23 protein-coding genes are annotated in these 23923 nt (G+C 69.5%); 16 read left to right on the top strand and 7 right to left on the bottom strand.

The features are described 5' to 3' along the window. Window positions 1–758 precede the first annotated feature (758 nt). Window positions 759–1184, bottom strand: a complete 426-nt coding sequence (locus AB0H21_RS15630; protein WP_358516706.1) for an Lsr2 family protein — start codon at window positions 1182–1184, stop codon at window positions 759–761. Between the two features lie 241 nt (window positions 1185–1425). Between AB0H21_RS15630 and AB0H21_RS15625 the strand changes: the two genes are divergently transcribed. Both AB0H21_RS15625 and AB0H21_RS15620 read left to right on the top strand, forming a co-directional pair. Beyond that, window positions 1426–1689, top strand: coding sequence for a CopG family transcriptional regulator (locus tag AB0H21_RS15625; protein WP_358516704.1), 264 nt, complete (start codon window positions 1426–1428; stop codon window positions 1687–1689). After that, window positions 1689–2081: a PIN domain-containing protein gene (locus AB0H21_RS15620; RefSeq protein WP_358517300.1), complete on the top strand. Its 393-nt coding sequence runs from the start codon at window positions 1689–1691 to the stop codon at window positions 2079–2081. Before AB0H21_RS15625 ends, AB0H21_RS15620 begins: the two co-directional genes overlap by 1 nt. Here the strand turns inward: AB0H21_RS15620 and AB0H21_RS15615 are convergent. Next, a complete protein-coding gene (locus tag AB0H21_RS15615) occupies window positions 1989–2195 on the bottom strand; it encodes a GNAT family N-acetyltransferase (RefSeq protein ID WP_358517298.1) in 207 nt (68 codons plus the stop codon). The two genes, AB0H21_RS15620 and AB0H21_RS15615, sit on opposite strands and share 93 nt — an antisense overlap. 316 nt (window positions 2196–2511) lie before the next feature. Here AB0H21_RS15615 and AB0H21_RS15610 point away from each other — a divergent pair, with 316 nt between their 5' ends. Further along, the gene (locus AB0H21_RS15610) at window positions 2512–3315 is read left to right on the top strand and encodes an NPP1 family protein (RefSeq protein ID WP_358516702.1); all 804 of its coding nucleotides are present in this window, start codon (window positions 2512–2514) and stop codon (window positions 3313–3315) included. Window positions 3316–3529: 214 nt separating this feature from the next. Here AB0H21_RS15610 and AB0H21_RS15605 read toward each other — a convergent pair whose 3' ends face one another. Both AB0H21_RS15605 and AB0H21_RS15600 read right to left on the bottom strand, forming a co-directional pair. Next, window positions 3530–4573, bottom strand: a complete 1044-nt coding sequence (locus AB0H21_RS15605) for a hypothetical protein (protein WP_358516700.1) — start codon at window positions 4571–4573, stop codon at window positions 3530–3532. A 94-nt stretch (window positions 4574–4667) separates the two neighbouring features. Further along, window positions 4668–6188 carry an AMP-binding protein gene (locus tag AB0H21_RS15600; RefSeq protein WP_358516699.1) on the bottom strand — a complete coding sequence of 507 codons (1521 nt, stop codon included), beginning with the start codon at window positions 6186–6188 and terminating at the stop codon, window positions 4668–4670. Between the two features lie 498 nt (window positions 6189–6686). Between AB0H21_RS15600 and AB0H21_RS15595 the strand changes: the two genes are divergently transcribed. The 3 genes from AB0H21_RS15595 to AB0H21_RS15585 all read left to right on the top strand — a co-directional run bounded on the left by AB0H21_RS15595 (window position 6687) and on the right by AB0H21_RS15585 (window position 9076). Continuing rightward, a complete protein-coding gene (locus AB0H21_RS15595) occupies window positions 6687–7655 on the top strand; it encodes a DUF5937 family protein (RefSeq protein WP_358516697.1) in 969 nt (322 codons plus the stop codon). Between the two features lie 104 nt (window positions 7656–7759). Beyond that, window positions 7760–8011, top strand: coding sequence for a hypothetical protein (locus AB0H21_RS15590; protein ID WP_358516695.1), 252 nt, complete (start codon window positions 7760–7762; stop codon window positions 8009–8011). A 147-nt stretch (window positions 8012–8158) separates the two neighbouring features. Continuing rightward, a complete protein-coding gene (locus AB0H21_RS15585; protein ID WP_358516693.1) occupies window positions 8159–9076 on the top strand; it encodes a hypothetical protein in 918 nt (305 codons plus the stop codon). Between the two features lie 281 nt (window positions 9077–9357). Here the strand turns inward: AB0H21_RS15585 and AB0H21_RS15580 are convergent, their stop codons facing one another. Continuing rightward, on the bottom strand, window positions 9358–9738 hold the full coding sequence (locus AB0H21_RS15580; protein ID WP_358516691.1) for a hypothetical protein: 381 nt from the start codon (window positions 9736–9738) through the stop codon (window positions 9358–9360). Then, window positions 9735–10292 (bottom strand): MarR family transcriptional regulator, encoded by a 558-nt coding sequence (locus AB0H21_RS15575; protein WP_358516689.1) that lies wholly within the window; start codon window positions 10290–10292, stop codon window positions 9735–9737. The genes AB0H21_RS15580 and AB0H21_RS15575 overlap by 4 nt, the downstream gene beginning before the upstream one ends. Before the next feature lie 640 nt (window positions 10293–10932). On the opposite strand from AB0H21_RS15575, the gene AB0H21_RS15570 reads away from it, so the two are divergent. After that, entirely contained in the window at window positions 10933–11517 is a 585-nt protein-coding gene (locus AB0H21_RS15570) for a dihydrofolate reductase family protein (protein ID WP_358516687.1), read from the top strand. 245 nt (window positions 11518–11762) lie between these two features. Here the strand turns inward: AB0H21_RS15570 and AB0H21_RS15565 are convergent, their stop codons facing one another. Then, on the bottom strand, window positions 11763–12839 hold the full coding sequence (locus tag AB0H21_RS15565; protein WP_358516685.1) for an RNA polymerase subunit sigma-70: 1077 nt from the start codon (window positions 12837–12839) through the stop codon (window positions 11763–11765). Window positions 12840–13275: 436 nt separating this feature from the next. Here AB0H21_RS15565 and AB0H21_RS15560 point away from each other — a divergent pair, with 436 nt between their 5' ends. From AB0H21_RS15560 to AB0H21_RS15520, 9 genes are all read left to right on the top strand, one after another. Beyond that, window positions 13276–14313, top strand: a complete 1038-nt coding sequence (locus tag AB0H21_RS15560; RefSeq protein WP_358516683.1) for a LacI family DNA-binding transcriptional regulator — start codon at window positions 13276–13278, stop codon at window positions 14311–14313. 121 nt (window positions 14314–14434) lie between these two features. Continuing rightward, window positions 14435–15511: a substrate-binding domain-containing protein gene (locus AB0H21_RS15555; protein ID WP_358516681.1), complete on the top strand. Its 1077-nt coding sequence runs from the start codon at window positions 14435–14437 to the stop codon at window positions 15509–15511. Between the two features lie 40 nt (window positions 15512–15551). After that, window positions 15552–17039 carry a sugar ABC transporter ATP-binding protein gene (locus AB0H21_RS15550; protein WP_358516680.1) on the top strand — a complete coding sequence of 496 codons (1488 nt, stop codon included), beginning with the start codon at window positions 15552–15554 and terminating at the stop codon, window positions 17037–17039. Window positions 17040–17055: 16 nt separating this feature from the next. Beyond that, a complete protein-coding gene (locus tag AB0H21_RS15545) occupies window positions 17056–18054 on the top strand; it encodes an ABC transporter permease (protein ID WP_358516678.1) in 999 nt (332 codons plus the stop codon). Then, a complete protein-coding gene (locus AB0H21_RS15540) occupies window positions 18054–18803 on the top strand; it encodes an enoyl-CoA hydratase/isomerase family protein (RefSeq protein WP_358516676.1) in 750 nt (249 codons plus the stop codon). The genes AB0H21_RS15545 and AB0H21_RS15540 overlap by 1 nt, the downstream gene beginning before the upstream one ends. A gap of 7 nt (window positions 18804–18810) precedes the next feature. Next, on the top strand, window positions 18811–20370 hold the full coding sequence (locus tag AB0H21_RS15535) for an aldehyde dehydrogenase family protein (RefSeq protein WP_358516674.1): 1560 nt from the start codon (window positions 18811–18813) through the stop codon (window positions 20368–20370). Beyond that, window positions 20367–21146, top strand: a complete 780-nt coding sequence (locus AB0H21_RS15530) for an SDR family oxidoreductase (protein ID WP_358516672.1) — start codon at window positions 20367–20369, stop codon at window positions 21144–21146. The genes AB0H21_RS15535 and AB0H21_RS15530 overlap by 4 nt, the downstream gene beginning before the upstream one ends. After that, window positions 21146–22753, top strand: coding sequence for a CoA-transferase (locus AB0H21_RS15525; protein WP_358516670.1), 1608 nt, complete (start codon window positions 21146–21148; stop codon window positions 22751–22753). Before AB0H21_RS15530 ends, AB0H21_RS15525 begins: the two co-directional genes overlap by 1 nt. Next, a complete protein-coding gene (locus tag AB0H21_RS15520) occupies window positions 22750–23922 on the top strand; it encodes a dihydrodipicolinate synthase family protein (protein WP_358516669.1) in 1173 nt (390 codons plus the stop codon). The genes AB0H21_RS15525 and AB0H21_RS15520 overlap by 4 nt, the downstream gene beginning before the upstream one ends. Window position 23923 lies beyond the last annotated feature (1 nt).

Raw genomic sequence — 23923 nt, 5'->3', positions numbered from 1 at the left:
TTCTGCGGGAATCTCTCGCGGAGTTAAAGGAAAGCAACGCGGTATTTTCGTACAGCCCGCGAGGCCACCGTTACCGTACTGCCTATCTTCCTGAGCTAGCCGAAGCATATGAGATCATGCGTCTTCGTGCGGAGGCAACGCGCAGCTATCGAGTGCTCACGGGTACGGTCATACCTCACGCCAAGCAGTCCCGGACGAGGCAGCTTCGTATGCTCCGTCGCCATCTACAACTCGTGGTGGATGACGCGAGGGACATCCTTTCACCGGCCTGAGCCGCAGGTTCGGCACAGAGCGTCGACCTCGCCGAGGTTGACGCTATAGCCATATACGCTGTATGCAGCGGCGAAGCGCACCGTCGGGCGCTGGGTTACGATGGGGGTCCTCTCTCTGTGGAGGAGTTTTCAACCCTGGGACCGGCGAGCTTCCGAATCTGAGCCTTCGGGCTCCGCTCGCCGGTCCTGGTTGTTTCCGGGGTGAACTCAACGGGGGAGGGGTGCCCGCCCCGGGCTGGCTACGCGGGGCGGGGCGGCTGCTCGCTACAGGTCGAGTAGCCGGGCATCCGTTCTCTCGGGCCGAGTGGCGGGCCCGGCCGAGGGCGTCGCCGCGTCGCGAGAGCGCTGATGGCCACTTTCGGCTGATCGGAACGGGTTGTCGCCTCCGGCCGCGCACGAGCACCGGAGCCGGGCGGGTTCAGTGTGACGGCCGCCCGGTCGGGTGCGACTCCGAGCCGAGGGCCGCCATTCAAGCTGGCCTCCGGCTCAGGTGTCGGTGTTCGGCTTCGTGCCGTTCTCTGCTTCTTCGCCTGGCTGTTCGTCCGGCGCCGAGTGTGTGGAGCTTGCGTCGGGGTGGGCGGCGATGAACTTTTCGAGGACCTCGTCGGCGACCTTTCCACGTGCGGGTACCTCCAGCCCTTGCTCGCGTGCCCATTCGCGAACGTCGGTGAGTGTGTAGCCCTGCAATCGGGGGGAGGGGTCGGCGGCCTTCTTCGACCGCGACGCCTGCTTCACCTCGCGGGAGCTCGCCAGGACCTCTTCGATGAACGCGAGAGCCTCGCTCAGCCGCTGCTGGTTGGCATCGGACAGGTCGATGGCGAAGGTCCGGTTCAGCAGCGGGAACTCCCGTCTCGCCACGTCGTCGCCCTCGGAGTGGTCGAGGTCGTCAACCAGTATCACCTTCTGCGCCACGTGCAGCCCTTTCCAGGTGGATCACCGTCTGTCTGGACCGTGGCATCATACTGGTGTTCGAGAAGTGATCGCGTGATTGACTCGGTCGAAGCGCCCACCACATGCCGAGGCGCGCCGGAAGTCGCCGACGTCGACTGGCAGGGTCCGCATGGCCTCATCTGGCGCGGGTGCGGCGGGTGAAGGTGGCGGGTAGGAGATTGATCATCCTACCATCAATCCTACCGATGCTATTGTTGGTGGCATGAGTGGTGGAACGAGGAAATTCAGCGTCACGATCCCGGAGGATCTTGCCGCTGTCGTGCAGGCTCGTATCGGTAAGGCCAGCTTTTCTGCCTATGTCTCCGAGGCGCTGTCCCGGCAGGTCGAGCGAGACAACTTGCGTGAGCTCATCAGTGCGGCCGAATCCCAGCACGGTCCGGTGGATCGCGCGGGAGTCGAAGCAAAGCGCGCACTCCTGCGGAGCGACCTGCCTGAGCGGGGCTCTGCCGGCACATCTGCCGCATGATGCCGGGAACGCTCGTCCTCGACTCTGAAGGGCTGTCCAAGGCGGTACTGCAAGTTTCTGAGCTCACGGAATGGCTGGCTGCGGCAGAGGAGGAAGACGTTCGCGTAGTGGTCAGCGCGGCGACCCTCGTCGAGGTCTCCCACCCGAAGCTCAATCGTGCTCGCTACGAATGGACATTGTCGCGCCTGACCGTCGAGCCGGTGACGAAGGACATCGCTCGCGATGGTGCCGCACTGCTCGCCCAGGCCGGATTGCATGGCCACAAGTACGCCATCGACGCCATGGTGTGCGCTACTGCTCTACGCCTTCCCGCACCGGTCACCGTGTTGACCTCTGACGTCGATGACATCGAAAAGATCAGCCAGCGTCGCCTGCGCGCCGTGAAGGTCTGATGTCGTCATCGCCGGCAGCGCCAGCCGGAATCCGAGGTACTCGTAGCGGCGGATGGCGTTGCGGTTGCCGGCGACAGTGTGCAGGAACGGGGTGTGGTCGCGGGCGCGGCTGATCCTGCCTGGCCCGGGGTCGGCTACGGCAAGCCGGCTGTGCCGGGAGGCGGTTCATGGGGTTCGCTCGTGGGCCACCTTTCGGCCGTCGCCGATATATGTCGGTGTCATCTGGTTGGCGGACCTTGATCAAGCGTCGGTCCTGTGGTTCCGTGGAAATGTGAGGGGTGCTCACATTGGCCGGAGAACGCCGCCGATCGCTCTACCACCCCTCCACGTCGATGCGATCCACGTCATGGAGCCAGTCCTTCGAGAAAGCGGAAGAATGCGAAAACTGTCGTCATTCACGTCCACCGCGAGGGCATCGAAGTCAGCGACCGTGTCAGAGAGGAGCACGTCTTCCCCAACGTTCTCCAAGCGCAAGCTCTCCCGGTTCGGGATCGTGCTCGGCGCCACCGTTCTGGGGGTCGTGATCCCGGCGTCGGCGGCCTACGCCGATCCGCCCCGCAACCTTCCCCAGTCGGCTGGAGAGTACGAGCTGTCGTTCTCGCCGGCCTACGACTACGACGGCGACGGCTGCTACGCCACCCCCGCCATCGGTCCGGACGGGACCCTCGCCCCGGGGCTGAAACCGACCGGTGCGGTCAACGGCAACTGCCGTGACCAGTCGGACCTGGACAACTCGCAGACCTACGCCCGGTCCAAGTGCGACAACGGCTGGTGCGCCGTCGTGTACGCCAGCTACTTCGAGAAGGACCAGGCGCTGCCCCTCATCAGCCTCGGCGGCCACCGTCACGACTGGGAGCACGTCATCTCCTGGATCAACCAGGCGTCGAACCAGGTGGAGTACGTGTCGACCACGCAGCACAGCAGCGTCGTGACCTACACGCGCTCGCAGGTGCGCTTCGACGGTTCGCACCCCAAGATCGTCTACCACAAGGACGGGCTGTCCACGCACTTCTTCCGGCTCGCCAACGGCAATGACGACCCGCCGGAGAACCACTACCACGACTGGCGCTATCCGCCGCTCGTGGACTGGAACGGCTGGCCCAGCACCTCGCTGCGCGACAGGCTGATGAACGCGGACTTCGGCGACGCGACCATCAAGATCACTGACGGGAGGTTCGCGGACCTGCTCGCAAGCGCCAAGCCAAGTGGCATCCCCTTCAACCCTCGGGCCTGACGACCCCCATAGGTTCCGGCTTTCGTCAGCCTCTCCACGCACAGGCGCGCAGCCGACCCGCGAGGCCGCGACGACGTGAAACCCGTGCGCGTACCTGATGCGCCGCTCCGGCGACGAACCCGCCGGAGCGGCACCCCGACGGCGGAGGCAGCGATGGTCGCTCCGAGTTAAGCGCTGATATTCCTTGGCGCGATCGCGGCCGGTAGGTCCGGACTCAGGTGGAGGCGGGCTTGGCCGGGGTCAGGTCGCCGCCGGCGTGGACGGCCGGCAACGCCGCGCATCCGTTCTCCCGGGCTGAGCGGCGGGCCAGGCCTGGCGTCGGCCCTGTGCCGACGATGCGGCCCTTGTGCACGGCCACCCAGGGGTCGTCCCGGGGCGGTGCGGTCAGCGCGGCCGTCAGTGTCGCATCGGGGGTGGGATCGGCGGTGGCCGGTGTTTCCCGTTCCGAGGTGCGACGCTCGTGGCGGCCGGTGGCGCGCCACAGCAGGTACTGCGCGACGACGACGGGTCCAAGGACGGTCAGCAACGGCAGACCTTCGGTGAGGACGCCCCAGACGAACAGCGCGGAGACTATGGCGGTGACGGTGACACCGGCCAGCGCGGCGACCACGCCCGCGGCTCGGCCGAAGGAGCGGTGCGCGACGAGGGGGAACAGCACCAGCATCATCAGGTCGCCGAGCCCCATGGCGACCGGCGTGGGCCCGTCGCTGAGGGTGAACAGGGGCGCGAACGGCAGGCCGCGTACTTCGGTGAAGAACCGGGTCATGATCGTGGTGGACACCGTGGCGATCAGGTCGTAGCCGGTGAGCAGTGCCGACAACAGCGCGACGTGACCGGCACGCATGCCGCTCTGCGCCCAGAGGCTGGTGACCGCGATGACTCCCGCCGCCAGCAGGACATCGGTGAGGACGGTCACCGCGAGGGCCGCGCCGGTGAGTGCCGCCGCTCCGGTGGCCAGGCAGAGCGCCACCGACACGGCCCACGCCGGACGGCCCCCGACGAGGGGAGCGAGGGCGAGTTGGGCCGCGAACAGCAGGACCAGCCCGAACACCCCCGCGACCACGGGGCCGGGGAGATTGAGGTAGGTCAGCGGCGCCAGCACCACGACGACGAAGATGACGACCATGTCGGGGTAGGTGTAGGTGCCGACCGGAGGGCGGGGCAGGCGGAAGCGCGCGCAGTAGGCCGCGGCGGCCGTGATCATCACGGCGACCAGGGCGACGAGGGCCGCGGAGAGGATCGGCGAGGGGCCGGTCATGGGCGCGCTCCGAGGATTGTCGGTGCTGCCGCGGCCGTGGGATGCCGGTCGGGCGCGTGCTCTTGGGCGTCGGTTCGCGGCCGTGGGGTGCCGGTCATGGGTGGGCTCCGAGGAGGGCGGCCGCGGGTGTGGGGTGGTGGTCGAAGGAGTGTTCTCGGAGGTCGGCGCGCAGGGGCGGGGTGGCGGGCATGTCGGCCAGGTCATCGTGGAGGACTATTCCGCTGAGGGGGAGGCCGCGGGTGGCGGCGGCTTCCTCCAGGCGGGCGAGTAGCCGGGGGGAGCGGTGCTCGGCTAGGACGTGCAGGACGGGGCCGGTCGGTTCGGGGGTGAGGGCGTATCTCGCGGGGAGGGCGACGTCCGGTTCGGCGTCCAGGACTTCGAGGACCTGGCGGTGTGGCACGTCCAGGGACAGCGGTCCGGCGTAGCGGCCCAGGATGTCCGAGGTCGCGGCGACGGTGGTGACGTCGGTGCTTGCGGCCGCGGCGGCGATGTCGGTGGTGGCCGGGGCGGGGGCCAGTTCGCAGGTGGGTGGTGTGGCGAGGCGGCGGACGAGGTCGCCGGTGACGTAACGCATCAAAAGCGTGCATTCGCGGTACGGCACTAACGGGGTGACGACGATCGTCCCGATCTCGCCCGGCGCCACCGGCCGGTACGTCACCGGGTCGAGGACCTCCACGTGGGCGAACTCGGTGGTGTGGTGCAGGTGGCGGGCGGAGCAGAGCCGCGCGCCGGCCGGCATCGACTCGGTCAGGACATAACCGATTTCGGGTTCGACGCCGAACACCTGTCGCGCGCGCAGGCGCAGCGCGTCGCTGAGCACCTCGCCGCCGACCTGGAGTGACCGCAGCCCGAAGTCGGCCGCACGCCAGCCGCCCCGCTCCGCCGCGGAGACGAGTGCGGCGAGGTAGGAGGTGTTCGCGGTCAGGTGGGTGATCTGGCGCGCAGGGCCGGGTAGCGTCAGCGGAGCGGCCAGCCGCTCAAGGGCGACCTCCGGGTCAAGGGTGCCGAGCTGCATGAACGTGGCGCCGACCGCCATCACCGCCGTGCTGACGCAGAGCACGGGAATGGTGCCGCGTGAGGACCCGGCGTAGGCGAGGACGTCCCCGGGGCGCAGGCGCTCACCGAGCACCGCCGAGATGGTGTTCAGCGCCACCATCATGTCCACCTCACGCCGGCTGAGCCAGACGTGCGTCGGGGTGCCGCTTGTGCCGGTCGTGAGCGCGAGCAGCGCGGGCTCGATGCCGACGGACACGAAGGCCGCGGGCATGCCGCGCAGCGCCGCCTTCGGGGTGACCGGGAGCGCGGTCCAGGAGTCCAGGGTCAGGTCCTGCGGACGCATGCCGAGGTTGGCGAACATCGTCTGGTAGTACGCGGTGCGGGTGGCGGCACGCCGTGCGGTCAGACGCAGCCCCCGGGTCAGCACGGTGCGGCGTACCTCCGGGTCGGTGGCGCCCTGCCGGCCGGGCAACAGGGCCGCATCATCGCCGGGCTCGCCGAACTGCCTGACCGTCGCCACGAGGTCGCGGGCGATGTGGGCCAGGCTCTCGACGGGCATCCGGTCGCCACGCAGCAGCCCGGCGGCGTACCGGAGTTGGTGTACGGCGCTGGCGAACATCGGCTGAACCTCCGTTCTCGGCGCCCGGGGCCGCTCAGCGAACGGCCCCGGGCGACTGGTGGATCACGTGCTGAAGACGAACATGGCAGCGGTGAGCGTGCTGAGCGCGTACTTGAAGTAGTGCTTGACCATTGGATTCCCTCCTTTCTGAATTGTCGGTGTCTCGTGCCACGCGTCGAGTGAGCGTGGCGGTCTACGGCCTCCGATCGCCGTCCCCGGCTGGTCCGCTCCGGGAAAGGCAGATCTTCGGGATGTGGAATGGAACGCTCTTCGGCCTGGCGAGTGAAGTGCCATCGTCCGGGGAGGAACGGGAACCCTGTGGCGAGCTCACAAGGCTCCTTGAGTCCCCGTGCGGGAATGGTTTCGGCAATCTTTGCGCAGGCCGGCCCCGGTAAGGTCGTCCATGTCGCGGGTGGTCGTGTCGCTTTCACAGTGAATCACCGCGATCGGCGGCCCGGTACACATTCGATCAGGCTCGAAAGTGATTTACAGTGCCTCATGATTACCGTTAAATTCAACGTTTCCGGTCTTGCCCGCACCAGGATCGCGCCCTCACCGGCGTTCGAGATCACCGCCTGGCTGCGCCTGGCCGCCGCCAATCGGCGCCACCCGGTCCTCGGCATGGCGGACGCCTCCGCCCGGTACGCGTTACGCGACCCCGATGTCGCGCTGATCGCGGCCGTGATGCCGCACGGCTCGCAGGGCTACGTCCTGGACATGCTGACGCCGCGGCCCGGCGTGGGCTCGTGGAAGCGCGTGCTGTCCGCCCAACTGGACGCAGTCAGCCAAACCCCCGTCGAGAAGACGGCGGAACAGTTGTTAGAGGAGCGTTACCCGAACGGGGGCATGCCGGACCGCGTCCGCCGTGTCCTGGAGGACGGCAGCTTCGCCCAGCGGGCCGCCGACGGCCTTCGCCGTTTCTGGCTGATCGCGCTCGCCGACCACCAGAAGGCGATCGAGGAACGGCTGGCCGCGGACGTGGCGAGACGGGCGCACCTGATGGCCACCCACGGGGTCGGCCATGTGCTGGAGACCCTGCATCCCGAGCTCGACTGGGCCCCAGAGGAGATGCGCATCGTCAAGCCGTACGACGGGGCGAGCGATCTGAGCGACAGCGAGCTGGTCCTGTCGCCGTCGGCGCTCGGATGGCCCAACCTGCAGGTGCAGGTGTGCGACCCGCTGGACGCGTTCATCGCCTACCCGGCGGGCGGGACCGCCGCCGAATCGAAGGCCGACACGGCGCTGTCGGGACTGATCGGGACCAGCCGCGCCGCGATCCTGCGCGATCTGGGCATATCCCGCTCGACCACCGAGCTGAGCCGGCGCCACCAGCTTGCCCCGTCCACGGTGTCGTACCACCTGAGCGTGCTGCTCGACGCCGATCTGGTGACCCGCACGCGGCGGGGGCCCGTGGTGCAGTACCAGCGCACCCGCGTTGGCGACGCGCTGCTCAGCGACGCCGGCTGACGTCCCGCTCGCTTGGCCGGAATGACCGCGTCGACGTCAGCGCGGAGCGGTGCGATGAGCAGCGTCGCGACGAGCACTTTCTTGCGGCCGATCCGGTCGCCGTAGTGGCCGGCGACGAACGCGCCGATCCGGCGGGCCACGAAACCGATGGCGAAGGCGGCGAAGGACACGAGGGCACCGGCAGGCTCCTCCAAGGTTCCTACGCGAGCGCGGAGTGGCATGTCGTGACCTCTTGCGCGGAAACAGACCGGAACAACCTGTCGATCTACAAATATGGAGGCATGGTCCTTCAGGTGGCGCGGCGGGCGCATGGATTCGGCGTGGCCGGGCCCGAGTCGTTCGCACGGGCGTCATGATGACCCGCGCAGGGCAGGGTCCCGTTGGTAAGTGAGGACGAGGCTTTCGCCCACGTGGTGAAACGCTGTGAGGAAGGGCGTTCTTCGTGGGCGCGGGCATATGCGGATCGGCTGGCGGCCGAGCGACCGGGGGATTCTTTCCCGCTGTTGCTTCAGGCGTTGATCCACGCGCACCAGAGGGACGCGGACGCCTCTCGTACGGCCCTGGCCGCCGCTGACCGAATCGACTCGGGGACGGTGCACGCCGACCTGCGGGCCACTGTCGCCGATCTGCTCCTTCATCCCGGGAAGCCGCCGATTCATCAAGCCGGGAAGCCGCCGACCTCCGAAGGGCCCGGTGATGAGGAGAAGCTCACGGCCAAGGGTTGCCTGCTGGCGATCGTCGCCCTCGTGGGGTTATTCGCGGTCCAGCGCGTCGGGGGTTGGCTGATGGAGCTCGGTGGTGACCGGGTGGCCTCGTTCTTCGGTATCGGCGGGCCGCGTGTGGACGGCCATTCGATCCTGGGTCTGGCCGCGGTCGGCGCGGTGACAAGCCTGCTCTGGTGGGGGGTCGGCGCCGTGCGGGGAAAGCACCCGACCTGGGAGGAGAGGAGGCGGCGGCGGGCTCGGGCGCGGAGTTTCGCGGACGAGTTGGATGACGACAACGTTCGGTTGCGCGCGGCGACGGTGGCGGCCCTCCTGCCCTTCTCGATGGTGTTCGCGTTGGGGCCGACCGTTTTCGTGGGGATGAATCCCCTGGGTGGATGGCTCATCGCCGGCTGCACGCTCGTGGCCTCCTGCGCGGCCGTCTGGTCGGTCTGCCACGGGGTCGGCGTCCGCATGGTGACCAGGGCCGTTCGGCTGAGTCGCCTTCTCGTCGTTCACGCGGTCGCCGCGTACGTCTCGGTGGGGGCGTTCGCCGGGGCGTTGATCGCCGGGGTTTCCGAGGAGGAGCTGAACCGGACGGGCACCTATTGGATTCCGGCCGCTCTGCTCGACCTTCTCGTGACCGGCGGATACGTGATCGCCCGGCGGCAGCGGCTGAAGGAAGCGGGCCGTCTCCGGATCTGGCGTGAGGACGGATAGAAACCCCGGACAGACCTTGGTGACGATGTCGAGTCGCAGCCGGGGGACACCATGCACAACAAGGCCCGCGAGCTGCTGGCTGGACGACATGGAGGTCAACCTCGATCTCGGCGAGGACGCCAATGCAGCGTGAACCAGGCAGGCAGGGACCGCGACCCGTGGGCGGAATCTTCTTCGGCTGCCCTGGAGCACACCGACACCCCAACCACCCGCGAGCCGCCGTCGCGGGTGCACCGACGCCAAACTCGCCAACTTTGGCACGGGCCCTGGGGTGCGTCGTTTCATAGCTCGATCTGGGTCTTCATCGGCTGCCAGGGCGAGGCGTCGAACAACAGCATGATCGACACGATCTTGTCGCCGTCCAGCCGGAAGTGCTCGGCCGTGCGCTGAGTCCCGACCGGCGTCGCGGTGTGCACGTCGTACACGAGCGTGGCCTCCGCTTCGCCGTACAGCTCGCTGATCAGCTCGACGCCGGTCACGATGGATACAAACCCCGGCAAGGTAGCCAGATGGCCCGTCCGATCGTCGGAGGTGATGAACGGGCTCTGGAAGCGGAACGGCTCTCCCAGGTGCGCTGCCGCTGCGGACACCTCGCCGCGGAAGCGCGCCTCGTGATAGCCGCGCACGGTGCGACGGGTTTGTTCCTGAGCTGTCGTGTTCATGGCTGTTGTCCGATCTGGCGCAGGTGATCGGCGAGGTGATGCTGGTTGGCGGCCAGCCGCAGGCACAGGTCGCGCAGAACGACCAGTTCTTCAGGTGTGAACCTGTGGAACATCGCCCGCATGGCAAGTTGCGACGGCTTGCGGAACGCCTCCATCCACGCTCGCCCGGCGGGTGTGATCTCGGCCAGAACCGAACGTCGATCCGTCGGGTCGGGGACCCGGCGGACCAATCCGTTGTGCTCCAGCGTGTCGACCAAGCCGGTGGCGTTGCGGGAGCTGACCCCGGCGGTGCGGGCCAGCTCGCCGATGCTGATGCCGTGCTCGCTGTTGTTGAGGCGGATCAGCAGGTCGAGCGCGCCCGCGCTGACCCCTCGTCCCTGAGCGCCGTGGGCGCGCATGCGTTCGACGGCATGGTTGGCGGTGCGGACGGCGGCGCCCGCTTCGAAGGTGAGCAGGTCTTCGTCGCTGTCGGCGAGCTGGGTCATCGCGGCCCTGACCCGAGGGTCGTAGAGGAGGCCGTCAGAGTCGCTCTCATAGATATCTACATCCTTCATTATGAAGGAGGAGAATAGTACGTACTTCTATACTTAGCGAATCCGTGCCTAGCACTCACGCTCGTGCGGGTCGACAAGGGCCGTCCGCCGACGCGTCGCCAGCGTGACCGCCGCTTGGCAACGTTCACCCTGCACTTCACAATCTCGGAAGCAGACTCCCAGGTGTGACTTCCGAGATTGCGCACTCCGACTCCTCGCAGGTGCCCGGATCCGCTTCCGAGATCACGAAGCGCCGTCCGGGCGCCCGCCCCACCCGGCTGCCGCCCGCCTACGACGGCGTCCTCGGCGAGTACGCCGCGGCGCTGGAGCGCGCGCCGCTTAGCTGCGTCGGCGCTGGTAGAGAGGTAGGTACTCGCGGATCTTGCGGCGCATGTGCGGCCGTTGGTCGCCGAGCGAGATGCCCAGCGCCGGGAACTGCTTGGCGATCTCCAGCGCGGTGAGAGGGCCCGGCGCTGTAGCTGTGTGACCAGGCGTTTGCGAGGGTGAAATCGAGATCCGGTCGGCGGTGCTCGAGCCCGCCGAGTACGCCGTGCTGAGTCCGGAACGCGAGGACTACCTGCGGACGCAGATCGCGCACCGATTAGGTTTCCGCGCCGCGCCCGTCTGTACGTGTGAGATCGAATCACGGAAGGCTGGCACGATGCGGAAACTGATCTTCGGCATGAACGTGACCCTGGACGGCTACATCGCCGCGACCGGCGACGACATCGGCTGGGGTGGGGGGGAGGGACCGGACTCATCGCCGAGCGCCGAGCTGTTCCAGTGGTGGCTCGACCAGGAGCGGGCGAGCGAGATGTCGCTGTACGGGCGCAAGCTGTGGGAGACGATGAGCTCCTACTGGCCGACCGGCGACCAGCGGCCCAACGCCACCCCGGCGGAGATCGAGTTCGCGCGGAACTGGCGGGACACGCCGAAGGTGGTGTTCTCATCGACGATCGACAAGGTCGATTGGAACACCCGCCTGGTCACCGGCGACGCGGTCGCCGAGATCACCCGGCTCAAGGCCGTAGACGGCGGCCCGATGGGCATCGGCGGCGCGACGCTCGCCGGGGCGGCCATGCGGGCCGGGCTGATCGACGAGTACGCGCTGGTCACCGTGCCGGTCCTGGTGGGTGGTGGCACGCCGTTCTTCACCGCGCTGGACAGCTGGGTGAACCTGAACCTGGTCGAGACGCGGAGATTTCCCGGCGGCGTGGTGCTGACCCGATACGAGACGAGGCGATGAGCACGGGCCAAATGCTCGGCTCGTAAGGCCAGGTCGAAATCCTTCCTGGCGTGCTCACCGTGACCCTCGGCGATGAGGGGACCCTTCCCCGGGCCCTTCCTCGCGTTCCAAGTGAGCAGTGGAGATGAGGGCGACGGCGTCGTTGATCGTGACGATGATCTTCGGGCATGAAGATGCCCCGCCGGCAACGCCGGCGGGGCGGTGGTGTTCGCGTTGCCGCGTTGGTGTTCAGCTGGTCGGGGTGCTCATTCGGCGGTGACTTCGGTGACGGCGGCCCGTGCGCTGGACTCGTCGACGATGGGGCCTTTGTCTGATGACAGTGTCGGGGGCAGGCTCAGCCATGGTTTGTCGGTGGCGTCGAATCCGGTAAGCTCGGCGATCTTCCCGTCGACGATGTGCAGGACCGCGATGGTGAACAAACGGTATTCCGGGTCGTCGGGGGTGCGGAGGTACAGCACGGCGGCAGGCATGCGATTGAGCGTCGTGGCGATGCAGCGCCAGTCGTCGTAGCCGCGCTGGAAGAGCCCATTGGAGACCCAGCCGTCCACCGCGTCCTTGGCCGTGATGATCACGGTGCCCGGCTCGGGCAGCATCGTGAAGCGCAGGTCGTCGCGCAGCAGGGCCATCAGCCCGTCGAGGTCGTTGCGCTCATGGGCGTCCATATACGACTTCACCACGCCGCGCTCGTCATCCGACAGCTCGTGCGTGGCAGGGCTCCGCCAGTCGAGGCGGCGGTCGGGCAGCTGCTCGCGCATCGTCACGCGCGCCCGCTGCAGTGCGCTGGTCACCGATGCGACGGTCAGCTCGAGGGCGTTGGCGGCCTTCGACGCCGGCCAGCCGAGGACGTCGCGCAAGATGAACACCGCCCGCTGCCGCGGCGGCAGGTGCTGGACGGCGACGATGAACGCCAGCTCGATCGTCTCCCGCGCCACCACCGATTCCTGCGGGTCCTCCGGGAGCATCAGATCCGGGTAGGGCTGCAGGTAGCGCACTTCCGAGCCCGCGCCCGGCAGCTCGGCAGGCACGGGTGTGCGGTCGTTGCGCTTCTCCAGGAAGTCGAGGCAGGCGTTCGTCGCGATCCGGTACAGCCAGGTCCGCAGCGCAGCGTGGCCCTTGAACGACTCCCGCTTGTTCCACACCCGCAGGAACGTCTCCTGCGTCATGTCCTGGGCGTCCTCGTAGTTCGCGAGCATCCGGTAGCAGTGCACCTGCAGCTCACGCCGGTAGCGCTCCGTGATGAGCGCGAACTGTGCCGCGTCAGTTGAGCGGGCCGCCGCGATGAACGCGGCCTCGTCGTCGCCTAGCAGTCTGACGTCGGTCATGGTCGTCAATCCTTCCGCGGGTGGCGAGGGGCTACCAGAACTGACGACGTGGCGGAGGATTTCTGAGCGGTGAAGCCGCTGACACCGGGCCGTTCGTCAGGCCGGATGGGTCGGGTCGATCCAGGGGACGTGTTCGGGTCGGGCACACCCTCGCCTCGCTGCGCGTGGCCGTCGCACCCTGAAGGTGCTGCTCGCGGTGGCCGCTTCGTGAACAACGAGTCTCGAACCTGCGGGAGGTCTCTGGTCGGGGAGAGTGGCTTCGCGTAGTCGGCTGGTCGAGTCCGTAGGTCCCGGGTGCGCCGGCCGGTGACGGGGAGCCTCGTCGGCTCGGCGGGTGATCGGTGGGCGGGTGTGGCGGGGAGGTGTCCGAATCTCGATTTCGGAAACACTTCGGAAACACATTGACCTGCGGAGTGACCCAGCGCACCCTATCTGCATGGTAAACCGGTTTCCTGTCACGCCACGGACGACCATCAAGGACGTCGCGTTGCTCGCCGGCGTGTCCAAGGCGACCGTGTCCAAGTTCCTGAGCACGACCGACTACTACGTCTCGGAGAAGACGCGGGAGAAGATCGAGAACGCGATCAAGGAACTCAACTACTATCCCAACGCGCTGGCCCAGGGCTTGTCCAGCCAGCGATCGTACGCCATCGGCGTCGTCGTCGCCAGCATCACCAACCCGTTCTATCCGGAGCTGGTCGCCGGAGTCGAGGAAGTGATCGATCCGGCGGGCTACACCCTGCTGCTCGGCACCAGCGCGGAGAACAGCGACAAGGAGGCCGATGTCGTACGCACGATGATCCAGCGCCGCGTGGACGGGGCGATCGTCGCCTCGGCGACCATGCGAGACGGGAGCGTGCAGAGGCTCGTCAACGCAGGGATCAACGTGATCGTCGCCAGCCGCGAGCTGGCCAGGCCGCTCGTCGACACCGTGGTGATCGACAACCGGCTGGGCGGCCGGATGGCCGCGGAGCACCTGCGGGGGCACGGGTTCGGCCGGGCGGTGTTCCTGAGCGGGCCGCTGGACGTCCTGGCGTTCCGGCAGCGGTTCGAGGGGTTCCGCAGCGTCTACCGCGAGGCCGACAGTGCCGTCCATCTCGCCAGGACCAGTGAGCTCGCCGAGGCGACCGAGGCCGCGTTCGACCTGCTACGCGACCTGCCCCGCCCGAGCGCGGTCTTCGCGGCCAATGACACCTTGGCGCTCGGGCTCATGACGGCCGCCCACACGCTGGGCCTCCGGATCCCCGATGACATCGCCCTGATCGGCTTCGACGACATCTGGGTGGGCCGGATCCCGGGCGTATCCCTGACGACCGTGGACAGCAGGGCCCGGCAGGTGGGCGCGGTCGCGGCGGGCCTGCTCGCCGAGCGCATCGGCCGGCATCCGGGCGAGAGCCGCGGCGCCCGCAAGCCGCCGGAACGGCACGTCCTGGCTCCCCAGCTCATTGTCCGAGGCTCCTGCGGCTGTTCGTAGAGTCAAAGACACCCATAAGTACATCTCAAAGATCCAAAACACACCCCCCGGTTCGCCTCAAGCGGTCCTGGCCCGTAAGAAACCGGTTTCCCCACGGCAAGTCCCAAGAAAGTGCTGAGTCATGAGAAAGCAAAAAGTCATCGCGCTTGCGTCCTCGGCGCTCGCGCTGGGCCTCACCGCTTGCAGCCCCGCGAACTCCACGGAATCTCCGAACTCCACGGGCGAGTCCGCCGGCCGGACCTACACCTACACCAGTGACCAGGGCGGCGTGGAGTCGCTTGACGGCGTGAAGCTCGCCTCGTCGCTCGGTGAGTTCACCCCCGCCAAGAAGTACCGGGTCGCCGTGATCCTCAAGGCGCTCACCAACCAGTACTGGCAGGGCATCGAGAAGGGTGCCAAGGCCGCGGCCGCCAAGTACGGCGTGGAGGTGACCGTCCAGGCGGCGAGCAGCGAGAAGGCCCAGGCGGAGCAGCTCACGATCGCCCAGACGCTGATCGGGCAGAAGTTCGACGCCTACGTGGTGGCCCCCGAGAGCACGTCCAACCTCTCTCCGGCGCTCAACCAGATGCGCCAGCAGGGCGCGCCCATCGTCAACGTGGATGACGCCCGGGTCCCGGCGACCGTCTACGTCGGCCCCGACCACGAGCTGGACGGCTCGCAGGCCGCCGACGAGCTGGCCAAGCTCTCTCCCGGCGGGGGCGAGGTCGCCCAGATCGAGGGCCAGTCGGGGTCCAGCGCCGCGATCCTGCGGATCAAGGGCTTTAAGGAGGGCGTCGCCAAGCACTCGAACCTCAAGCTGGTCGCCAGTGTGCCGGGCAACTGGGACGCGAACGTGTCGTACTCGGCCGCGCAGCAGGTCATCCAGCAGAACCCGAACCTCAAGGGGATCTACGCCAACAACGACACGATGGCGATCGGCGTGGCCAAGGCGGTCAAGGAGTCGGGCAAGAACATCGCCGTGATCGGGACGGACGGGGTGCCGGAGGCCGTTTCGGCGGTCCGCGGCGGTTCGATGGCCGCCACGGTCAGCCCGCTGCCCTATTACGAGGGCTACTGGGCGGTCGAGTCGGCCGTCGGCCTGCTGGAGGGCAAGAAGATCGCCCCGTGGGTGGTCGCGCCGGCTCAGACGATCACCAAGGACAACGTCGGCCGGTTCTACGACGAGTCCGGCCAGGTCATCACGACGCTCTACAAGTGACCGGCCCCCTCGAGAACCACACCGCTACCGAGGTGATGAGATGACCACCGACCCGCCCGTGCTGGAGATCAAGAAGCTGAGCAAGTCCTTCCCCAGCGTCAGGGCTCTGCACGAGGTCGACCTGACCGCCTACCCCGGTGAGATCCACGCCCTGCTGGGCGAGAACGGCGCCGGCAAGTCGACGCTGCTCAAGACGCTGTTCGGAGTTCAGCGGCCCGACAGCGGCGAGGTGTGGTTCGAGGGGGAACGGCGCGAGTTCGCCCAGCCGAGCGACGCGCTCGCCGCGGGGCTCGCGATGGTGCACCAGGAACTCAGCCTGGTCCCGCAGTTCACCGCCGTCCAGAACATCGTGCTCGGACGGGAGAAGTCCCGCGCCGGGTTCGTCGACCGGGGCGAGGCGCGGCTGCGCGCGGCGCGGTCCCTGGCCCGGCTCGGGTTCGACGCCCGGATCGACGTCCCCGTGCACAAGCTCAGCGTCGCGCAGCAGCAACTCGTCGAGATAGCCCGGGCGCTGGCCGTCGGCGCGCGCCTGATCATCCTGGACGAGCCGACCGCGTCCCTGACCACGCAGGAGAGCGAGCGGCTGTTCGAGCTGCTCCGGCGGCTTCGCGCCGAGGGCCGGGCGATCATCTACGTCTCGCACCGGCTCGCGGAGGTCATGGAGCTGTCCGACCGGGTCACCGTCCTGCGGGACGGCGAACTGGTCGGCACCCGCACCCGCGGGCAGATCGCCGACGAGTCCGAGCTGGTCAAGCTGATGGTCGGCCGTGACGTCGCCGCGGTCGGCGTGCGAGGCGATCCGGGCGACCCGGGCGAGGAAGTCCTGCGGGTCGAGGGCCTCTCCAGCACCGCGGGGGTCAGCGACTGCTCGCTGTCGGTGCGGCGCGGCGAGATCGTCGGCCTCGCGGGCATGGTCGGCGCGGGACGCACCGAACTGGTGCGGGCCCTCATCGGAGCGGACCGGGCGACGGGCGGCACCGTGTGGATCCGCGGCGAGCGGATCACCATCGGTTCGCCGGCCGAGGCCGTCAGGGCGGGGATCGCCTTCCTCCCGGAGGACCGCAAGCACCAGGGGCTCGTCCTGCACATGAGCGCGGCGTCCAACGCGATGCTGATCAGGCCGCCGCGCCGTCACGGAATGCTGGACCGGCGCGAGCAGCGCGAGCAGACGCGGGCGCTGCTGAAGCGGCTCAACGCGAACATCAGCCCCGACTACCCGGTCGGCAAGCTGAGCGGCGGCACCCAGCAGAAGGTCGTCCTGGCCCGCTGGCTGAAGACCTCCAGCGACATCTTCATCTTCGACGAGCCGACGCGGGGCATCGACGTGGGCGCGAAGGGCGAGATCCACGCCCTCATGCGGGAACTGGCCGACGAAGGCAAGGCCATCGTGATGGTCTCCTCGGACCTCCTCGAAGTGCTCGGGATGAGCGACCGCGTGCTGGTGATGCGCCGCGGGCGCATCGTCGCCGAGCTCGACCGGTCAGCCATGTCGGAAGAAGCCATCGTCCACCACGCCGCGGCGACCTGAGGATCCAAGGAGAACCATGAGCAACCACGCCACTCTCGATCGGGAGTCGCTGAACGGGCCCGGTCTCGCCGCCGCGGGCCCGCGCGTCGACGTCGCCGCGGTCGCCCGTCAGGCCGGACTGGTCGGCGTCATCGTCGTCCTCGTGCTCGGCTTCGGGCTGGCCCGGCCGTTGTTCCTCGACGGCGGCAATCTGATCAACGTTCTGCTGCAGTCGTCGGTGGTCGGCGTGCTCGCCCTCGGCCAGACCTTCGTCCTGATCACCGGGGGTATCGACCTGTCCATCGGCTCGACGGTCGCGATGGCCGCGGTGGTCAGCGGGCTGCTGTCGCACGCGGTGCCCGCGCCGGTGGCGATCCTCGGAGGCATCGCCGTCGGCGCCCTGGCCGGACTGGCCAACGGGTTTCTCATCACCATGACCAAGATCACGCCGTTCATCATCACGCTCGGGACGATGAGCATCTACGCCGGGCTCGCGCTGATCATCGCGGGCGGCCAGGCGGTCTACGACATCCCGGCCGCCTTCCAGGACCTGCTCGCCGGCCGCGTCCTCGGCATTCCGATCCCGGTCCTGCTGTTCGTGCTGCTCACCGTCGTCGCCGCGGTGTGCCTGCGCCGGACGGTGTTCGGCGAGCACCTGACGGCCGTCGGCGGCAACGCCGAGGTGGCCAGGCTCGCCGGGATCAACGTGAAGCGTTTCACCGCATCCGCGTACGTTCTGTCCGGCGCGACGGCCGGGCTGGCGGGGACCATCCTGGTCGCCCGCCTCGGCGCGGCCGACCCGACCCTCGGGGCCGACCTGCTGCTCACCGCGATCGCCGCCACCGTCATGGGCGGCACCAAGCTCGCCGGAGGGGAAGGCAGCATGTCCGGCGCGGCGTTCGGCGCGATCATCATCGCGACGCTGACCGCGGGCCTGACCACGCTCAACGTCCAGGCGTTCTACCAGCAGGTCGCGGTCGGCGCGGCGATCATCATCGCGCTGCTGGTCGACCAGCTCGCCCGGGGACGGCGCTGATGCCCGTACTCCTCGACGTCGACCGGCGCGGCCGGGCGATGCTGACCCTGGACCGGTACGCCAAACGCAACTCACTCGACCAGGCCATGCTCGAATCCTTGGGCGACGCTCTCGGCGCGGTCGAGACCGACCCCGCGGTCCGCTGTGTGGTCGTGCGCGGCGGTAACGGGTTCTTCTGCGCGGGCGCCGACATCTCCGACTGGGCCGACCCCGGTCCGGACCGCGCGGACCGGCTGTCCCGGCTCGGCACGGCCACCTTCGCGCGGCTGGCGGCGCTTCACGTTCCGACCATCGCGCTGATCGAGCGCAGCGCGCTCGGCGGCGGCCTCGAACTGGCGCTCGCCTGTGACCTCCGGGTCACCACCGAGGACGCCGCGCTCGGCTACCCCGAGGCCCGGCTGGGGAACCTGACCGCGTGGGGCGGCATCGCCCGGCTGGTGGACACCGTCGGACTGGCCCACGCGCGCAGACTGTTCCTGACCGCGACGCCGATCTCCGGGGCCGAGGCCGCGCGGATCGGCCTGGTCACCGAGGCCGTCACCGGAGACCGCCTCGAGACGGCGGCCGAGGAGCTGGTCGAGGCGGTGATCGCCTGCGACCCGCTCGCCCTGCGCGTCGTGAAGGACACCCTGGCCGGATACGCGACCCGGGTGCCCGCCGAGCCGACGTTCGCCGCCTTCTTCAGCCTGTCGGACGCCTCGCGCGCACGTAAGCAGGCCTTCTTCCAGCGCAAGCCCACGACGAAGTGAGGGTCACGTGACCACCGCCGAACCCCACGAGGACCACAGGGCCCATCGCGGCCTTACCCCGTTGCTGGATCGTGCCGTCGTCTCCTCGGGAGAGGGCCCGCCCGTCCTCGGCTCGTTGATCGGCGGCGTCGCCGTCGCTCCCGAGGGAGAGGGCACGGCCCGGATCAGCCCGGCGACCGGGCGGCCCGCGTTCCGCGCGGGCGGCGACTCGATCTCGGTGGTCGACGCCGCCGTGGCGCGGGCCCGCGCCGCGTTCGACACCGGCACGTGGGGCCGGGCCTCCGGCCGTGACCGCGCCCGGGTGCTTGCCCGGACGGCGCTGCTCATCGAGGAGCACGCCGCCGAACTGGCCGACCTGCTCGTACTGGAGACGGGCAAGCCGATCCGCGAGGCACGCGGCGAGGTCGCCGCCGCCGCGAACGCCTTCGAGTACTTCGGCGGCCTCGCCCGCGACCTCAACGGCCGGACGGTGCGCGACATCGGCGACTCGGTGTTCGCGTTCACCGTACGCGAGCCCGCCGGGGTGGCGGCCCTGATCGTGCCGTGGAACTTCCCGCTCGGCATCCTCGGGCAGAAGCTCCCGCCCGCGCTGGCCGCCGGCTGCTCGGTGGTCGTCAAGCCGAGCCCGCTGACCCCCCTCACCTCGCTCGTCACTGTCTCCCTGCTGCTGGAGGCCGGGCTGGAGCCCGGCGCGGTCTCGGTCATCCTCGGCGAGGGCCAGGCGGGGGCCGCGCTCGTCGCCCACCGCGACGTCGACGTGGTCAGCTTCACCGGCTCCACCGCGACCGGCAGGCACATCGCCGCGCACGCCGGTTCCCAGCGGCTCAAGCGCGTCGCCCTGGAGGCGGGCGGGAAGACGCCCGTCCTGGTGACCGCGCACGCCGACCTCGACGAAGTGGTGGAGGGCCTGACCTTCGCCGCGTTCTTCAACCAGGGCCAGGTGTGCGTGGCGGGATCGCGGATCCTCGCCGACGCGGCCGTCGCCGAGGAACTGGGCGAACGGCTCGCCGGACGCGCCGCCCGGCTCGTCCTCGGCGACCCGTGGTCGGAGTCCACCCAGATGGGGCCGCTGGTCTCCCAGCAGCACTTCGACGGGGTGCTCTCGGCGATCGAGACCTCCCGCGCGGAGGGTGTACGGGTGTTGTCCGGCGGCCGGAGGCCCGAACCCGGCGGCACCCGGGCGCGGCCCTTCCTCGACCCGACGGTGCTGTGGACGGACGACGACCGGTCCACCGCGGCAAGGGAGGAACTGTTCGGCCCGGTGACCGTGGTGCAGCCGTACTCCTCGCTGGACGAAGCCGTGGCGCGCGCCAACGCCTCGGTGTACGGCCTGGCCGCCTCGGTGTGGAGCAACGACGTCCGCGAGGCGATGGACCTCACCCTCAGGCTGCGCACCGGAACCGTGTGGATCAACGGATCCACCGACGCGTTCCCCGAGATCCCGCTCGGCGGACGCCGTGACAGCGGCTACAACGCCGAGTTCGGCCGCGAGGGCATGGAGTTCTTCACCGAGACCAAGACCGTGCAGATCAACCGAGCCGGACGAAAGGACTGGTACGCCGCATGAACCAGGTGTCGCCAACGACCACCACGTACCCGTCGCTGCGCGGCCGGACCGTGCTCGTGACGGGCGCGCTCGGCGGCCTGGGCACCGCGATCGTCGACGTGTTCGCGGCCTGCGGAGCCTCGGTCGTCGTCCACCATCTCGGCCAGAAGGGCGAGGCCGGCGCACGGGTGGCCCGGCTCCGCGAGGCGGGGACGGCCGCGTACGCCGTCGAGGCCGACGTCACCGACGAGGACGCGGTCGCCGCGATGGTCGACGAGATCGGCTCCGCGGTGGGGCCGGTCGACGTCCTGGTGAACAACGCCGGGTTCATGGCGCCCGGACGACTGGCCGAGCTCTCCCTCGACGAGTGGCGCAGGACCCTCGCCGTGGACCTCGACGGTGTCTTCCTGTGCTGCCGTCACGTCCTCGGCTCCATGCTCGAACGCGGCGCCGGGGCCATCGTCAACGTGTCGTCCCAGCTCGCGTTCAAGGGCGCGCGCGACTACGTCGCCTACTGCGCGGCCAAGGCGGGGGTGGCCGGGCTGACCCGGGCGCTGGCCCGCGAGGTCGGCCCCGCGATCCGGGTCAACGCGATAGCCCCCGGACCGGTGGACACCCCGTTCATCGCACCGTGGGCGACCGAGGAGTGGAAGCGCGAACGCACCGGCGACCTCGTCATCGGACGGCTGGCGACGCCCGAGGAGATCGCGCCGACCGTGGCGTTCCTCGCCTCCGACGACGCCGCGCTCTACCAGGGTCAGGTGCTGCACCTCAACGGCGGGGGAGTGATGGCCTGATGGCAACCCTGACCAGGACCCGCCGTGGACGGCCGGAGTTCCTCACCGCGCGGGAGGCCGTCGCGCTGATCGACGGCGGCGACACCGTGGCGATCGGGGGTTCGGGTGGTGGCCTGCTCGAACCCGACGCTCTGCTGAAAGCCTTGGGAAACCGGTTTCGCACCGAGGGATCCCCGGCCGGGCTGACCCTCGTGCACACCACCGGCATCGGCGACCGCGAGGGCGGCGGCATGGACCACCTCGCTCACCGCGGCCTGGCCCGCCGGATCATCGCCGGCAACTGGGGCATGGCGCCGGCGACGAGCGCCATGGCCGCCGCCGGGGAGTTCGAGGCGTACAACTTCCCCCAGGGCGTGATGAGCCAACTGTTCCGCGACATCGCGGCCGGTCGCCCCGGAGTCCTCACCCATGTCGGCATCGGCACCTTCTGCGACCCCCGGCTGGAGGGCGGCAGGCTGAACGACCGCACCACCGAGGAACTCGTCCAGGTCGTGAGCCTGCACGGGCGGGAATGGCTGTTCTACCCGTCCCTGGCGATCGACGTCTGCTTCATCCGCGGCACCACGGCCGACGAGGACGGCAACATCACCTGCGAGCAGGAGGCCGCCCGCCTGGAAATGCTCGCCATCGCCCAGGCCACGCGCAACTGCGGGGGCGTGGTCATCGCCCAGGTGAAGTACGCCGCCCAGCGGGGGTCGCTCGACCCGCGCGACGTCGTCGTACCCGGACTGTGCGTGGACGTCGTGGTCGTCAATCCGGCGCAGAAGCAGGTGGTGACCCATGAGTACAACCCGGCGTTCGCCGGCGCGGCGAAGGCCGCCCTGTCGTCCCTGCCGCCCTTCCCGCTCGACCAGCGCAAGGTCGTCGCACGGCGGGCGCTGCGCGAGATCGTGGACGGCGACGTCGTCAACCTCGGTGTCGGGATCGCCGACGGGGTCGCGGCCGTCGCCGCCGAGGAGGGCTGGGTCGACCACTTCACCCTGACCATCGAACAGGGACTCGTCGGGGGCGTCCCGGCCCGGGGAGTCATCTTCGGCGTCGCCACCAACCCCGTCGCGATCCTGGAACAGCCCTCGCAGTTCGACTTCTACGACGGAGGCGGGCTGGATATCTGCTTCCTCGGATTCGCCGAGGTCGACCAGGACGGCAACGTCAACGTGTCCAAGTTCGGCGGCAGGATCATCGGCACCGGCGGTTTCGTGAACATCTCCCAGAACGCCTCCACCGTCGTGTTCTGCGGCACCTTCACCGCGGGCGGCCTTCAGGCCGTGCCCGGGGAGGGGCGGCTCGAACTCCGCGCGGAGGGCAGGCACCGCAAGTTCGTCAAGAAGGTCGAGCAGGTGACGTTCAGCGCCGCCGAGGCCCGACGCCGGGGCCAGCGCGTCCTTTACGTCACTGAACGGGCCGTCTTCGAGCTCGGCCCGGACGGGCTGGTGCTGATCGAGGTCGCGCCGGGCGTGGATCCGCGGAAGGACGTCCTGGACCTGCTCGGCGACCGGGTGTCGGTGTCCGGCTCCCTGCGCGTCATGGACGCGGCGATCTTCGAGGACCGTCCGCTGGGCGCCGGCTGGCGCGGCCGGGACGCCGCCGTGCCGGTGGCACCGTGAACCGCCTGCGCATCGTGCTCCCGGCCGCCGGCGGCGGGACGCGCACCCACGTCCTGGCCGAACGTTCCCCGGTCCACGACCTCACCGCGGGCGCCCCCGTGACCCGCACCGCGTACGCCGCGGCCCACGTCGTGGCCGATCCGCTGGCGGACCCGCAGGGCCTCGACTGGGACGCCACCCTGGCGTTCCGGCGGCACCTGTGGTCCCTCGGGCTGGGCGTCGCCGACGCCATGGACACCGCGCAGCGCGGCGGCGGCCTCGACTGGCCCGCGGCCCGCGAACTGATCGCCCGGTCCGGCGCCGAGGCGCGCACCGTCGGCGGCGCGCTCGTGTGCGGCGCGATGACCGACCAGCTCGACCCGGGCCAACTCGCTCTGGGCCATCGCTGGACGCTCAACGACCTCGCCGACGCCTACGTCGAGCAGGCGGGCTGGATCCGGCAGTCCGGCGGCACTCCGGTGATCATGGGAAGCCGTCAGCTCGCCGCCACCGCGCGGGACGCCGACGACTACCGCGAGGTGTACGGAGCCGTCCTGAGGCAGGTCGACGGGCCGGTGCTGCTGCACTGGCTCGGCGAGGCGTTCGACCCCGCCATGAGGACCTACTGGGGCGACGCCGATCTCGACCGGGCCGCCGAGACCATGCTCGGCATCATCGCCGAGCACGCCGATCGGATCACGGGAATCAAGATCTCTCTGCTCGACGCGGCACGCGAGGTCGCGCTCCGGCGGCGTTTCCCGCCCGGGGTGTCCATGCTCACCGGCGACGACTTCCACTACACCGAGCTGATCCGGGGGGACGAGCACGGCCACAGCGGCGCGCTCCTCGGCGTGTTCGACGCGATAGCCGCACCGGCGCGGGCGGCGCTCGCCCGGCTCGACGCCGGGGACGAGGCCGGATACACGGCGCTGCTGGAACCCACCGTGCCGCTCGCCCGGCACCTGTTCGCCGCCCCGACGTCGGCGTACAAGACCGGCGTGGTGTTCCTGGCCTGGCTGAACGGCCACCAGGATCACTTCCACATGGTCGGTGGCGCCCAGACGTTCCGGTCGGTTCCCCACCTGAGCACGCTGTTCGCCCTCGCCGACCGGGCGGGCGCGCTGGCCGACCCGCCGCTCGCGGTGCGCCGGATGCGCTCCTTCCTCGCGGTCGCCGGGTTCGAGTCCTGAG

Source organism: Sphaerisporangium sp. NPDC051011 (assembly GCF_040653595.1).
In the GTDB taxonomy this organism is placed as follows: domain Bacteria; phylum Actinomycetota; class Actinomycetes; order Streptosporangiales; family Streptosporangiaceae; genus Sphaerisporangium.
This window is presented reverse-complemented; position numbering and strand designations above follow the sequence as displayed.

Bases quoted from the DNA above. Each gene is read 5' to 3' on its own strand.
- AB0H21_RS15605 (WP_358516700.1), bottom strand. From the start codon at position 4,573: ATGACCGGCCCCTCGCCGATCCTCTCCGCGGCCCTCGTCGCCCTGGTC.
- AB0H21_RS15575 (WP_358516689.1), bottom strand. From the start codon at position 10,292: ATGAAGGATGTAGATATCTATGAGAGCGACTCTGACGGCCTCCTCTAC.
- AB0H21_RS15525 (WP_358516670.1), top strand. From the start codon at position 21,146: ATGGCAACCCTGACCAGGACCCGCCGTGGACGGCCGGAGTTCCTCACC.
- AB0H21_RS15595 (WP_358516697.1), top strand. From the start codon at position 6,687: ATGATTACCGTTAAATTCAACGTTTCCGGTCTTGCCCGCACCAGGATC.
- AB0H21_RS15620 (WP_358517300.1), top strand. From the start codon at position 1,689: ATGCCGGGAACGCTCGTCCTCGACTCTGAAGGGCTGTCCAAGGCGGTA.
- AB0H21_RS15555 (WP_358516681.1), top strand. From the start codon at position 14,435: ATGAGAAAGCAAAAAGTCATCGCGCTTGCGTCCTCGGCGCTCGCGCTG.
- AB0H21_RS15565 (WP_358516685.1), bottom strand. From the start codon at position 12,839: ATGACCGACGTCAGACTGCTAGGCGACGACGAGGCCGCGTTCATCGCG.
- AB0H21_RS15625 (WP_358516704.1), top strand. From the start codon at position 1,426: ATGAGTGGTGGAACGAGGAAATTCAGCGTCACGATCCCGGAGGATCTT.
- AB0H21_RS15550 (WP_358516680.1), top strand. From the start codon at position 15,552: ATGACCACCGACCCGCCCGTGCTGGAGATCAAGAAGCTGAGCAAGTCC.
- AB0H21_RS15560 (WP_358516683.1), top strand. From the start codon at position 13,276: ATGGTAAACCGGTTTCCTGTCACGCCACGGACGACCATCAAGGACGTC.
- AB0H21_RS15545 (WP_358516678.1), top strand. From the start codon at position 17,056: ATGAGCAACCACGCCACTCTCGATCGGGAGTCGCTGAACGGGCCCGGT.
- AB0H21_RS15580 (WP_358516691.1), bottom strand. From the start codon at position 9,738: ATGAACACGACAGCTCAGGAACAAACCCGTCGCACCGTGCGCGGCTAT.
- AB0H21_RS15540 (WP_358516676.1), top strand. From the start codon at position 18,054: ATGCCCGTACTCCTCGACGTCGACCGGCGCGGCCGGGCGATGCTGACC.
- AB0H21_RS15600 (WP_358516699.1), bottom strand. From the start codon at position 6,188: ATGTTCGCCAGCGCCGTACACCAACTCCGGTACGCCGCCGGGCTGCTG.
- AB0H21_RS15570 (WP_358516687.1), top strand. From the start codon at position 10,933: ATGCGGAAACTGATCTTCGGCATGAACGTGACCCTGGACGGCTACATC.
- AB0H21_RS15530 (WP_358516672.1), top strand. From the start codon at position 20,367: ATGAACCAGGTGTCGCCAACGACCACCACGTACCCGTCGCTGCGCGGC.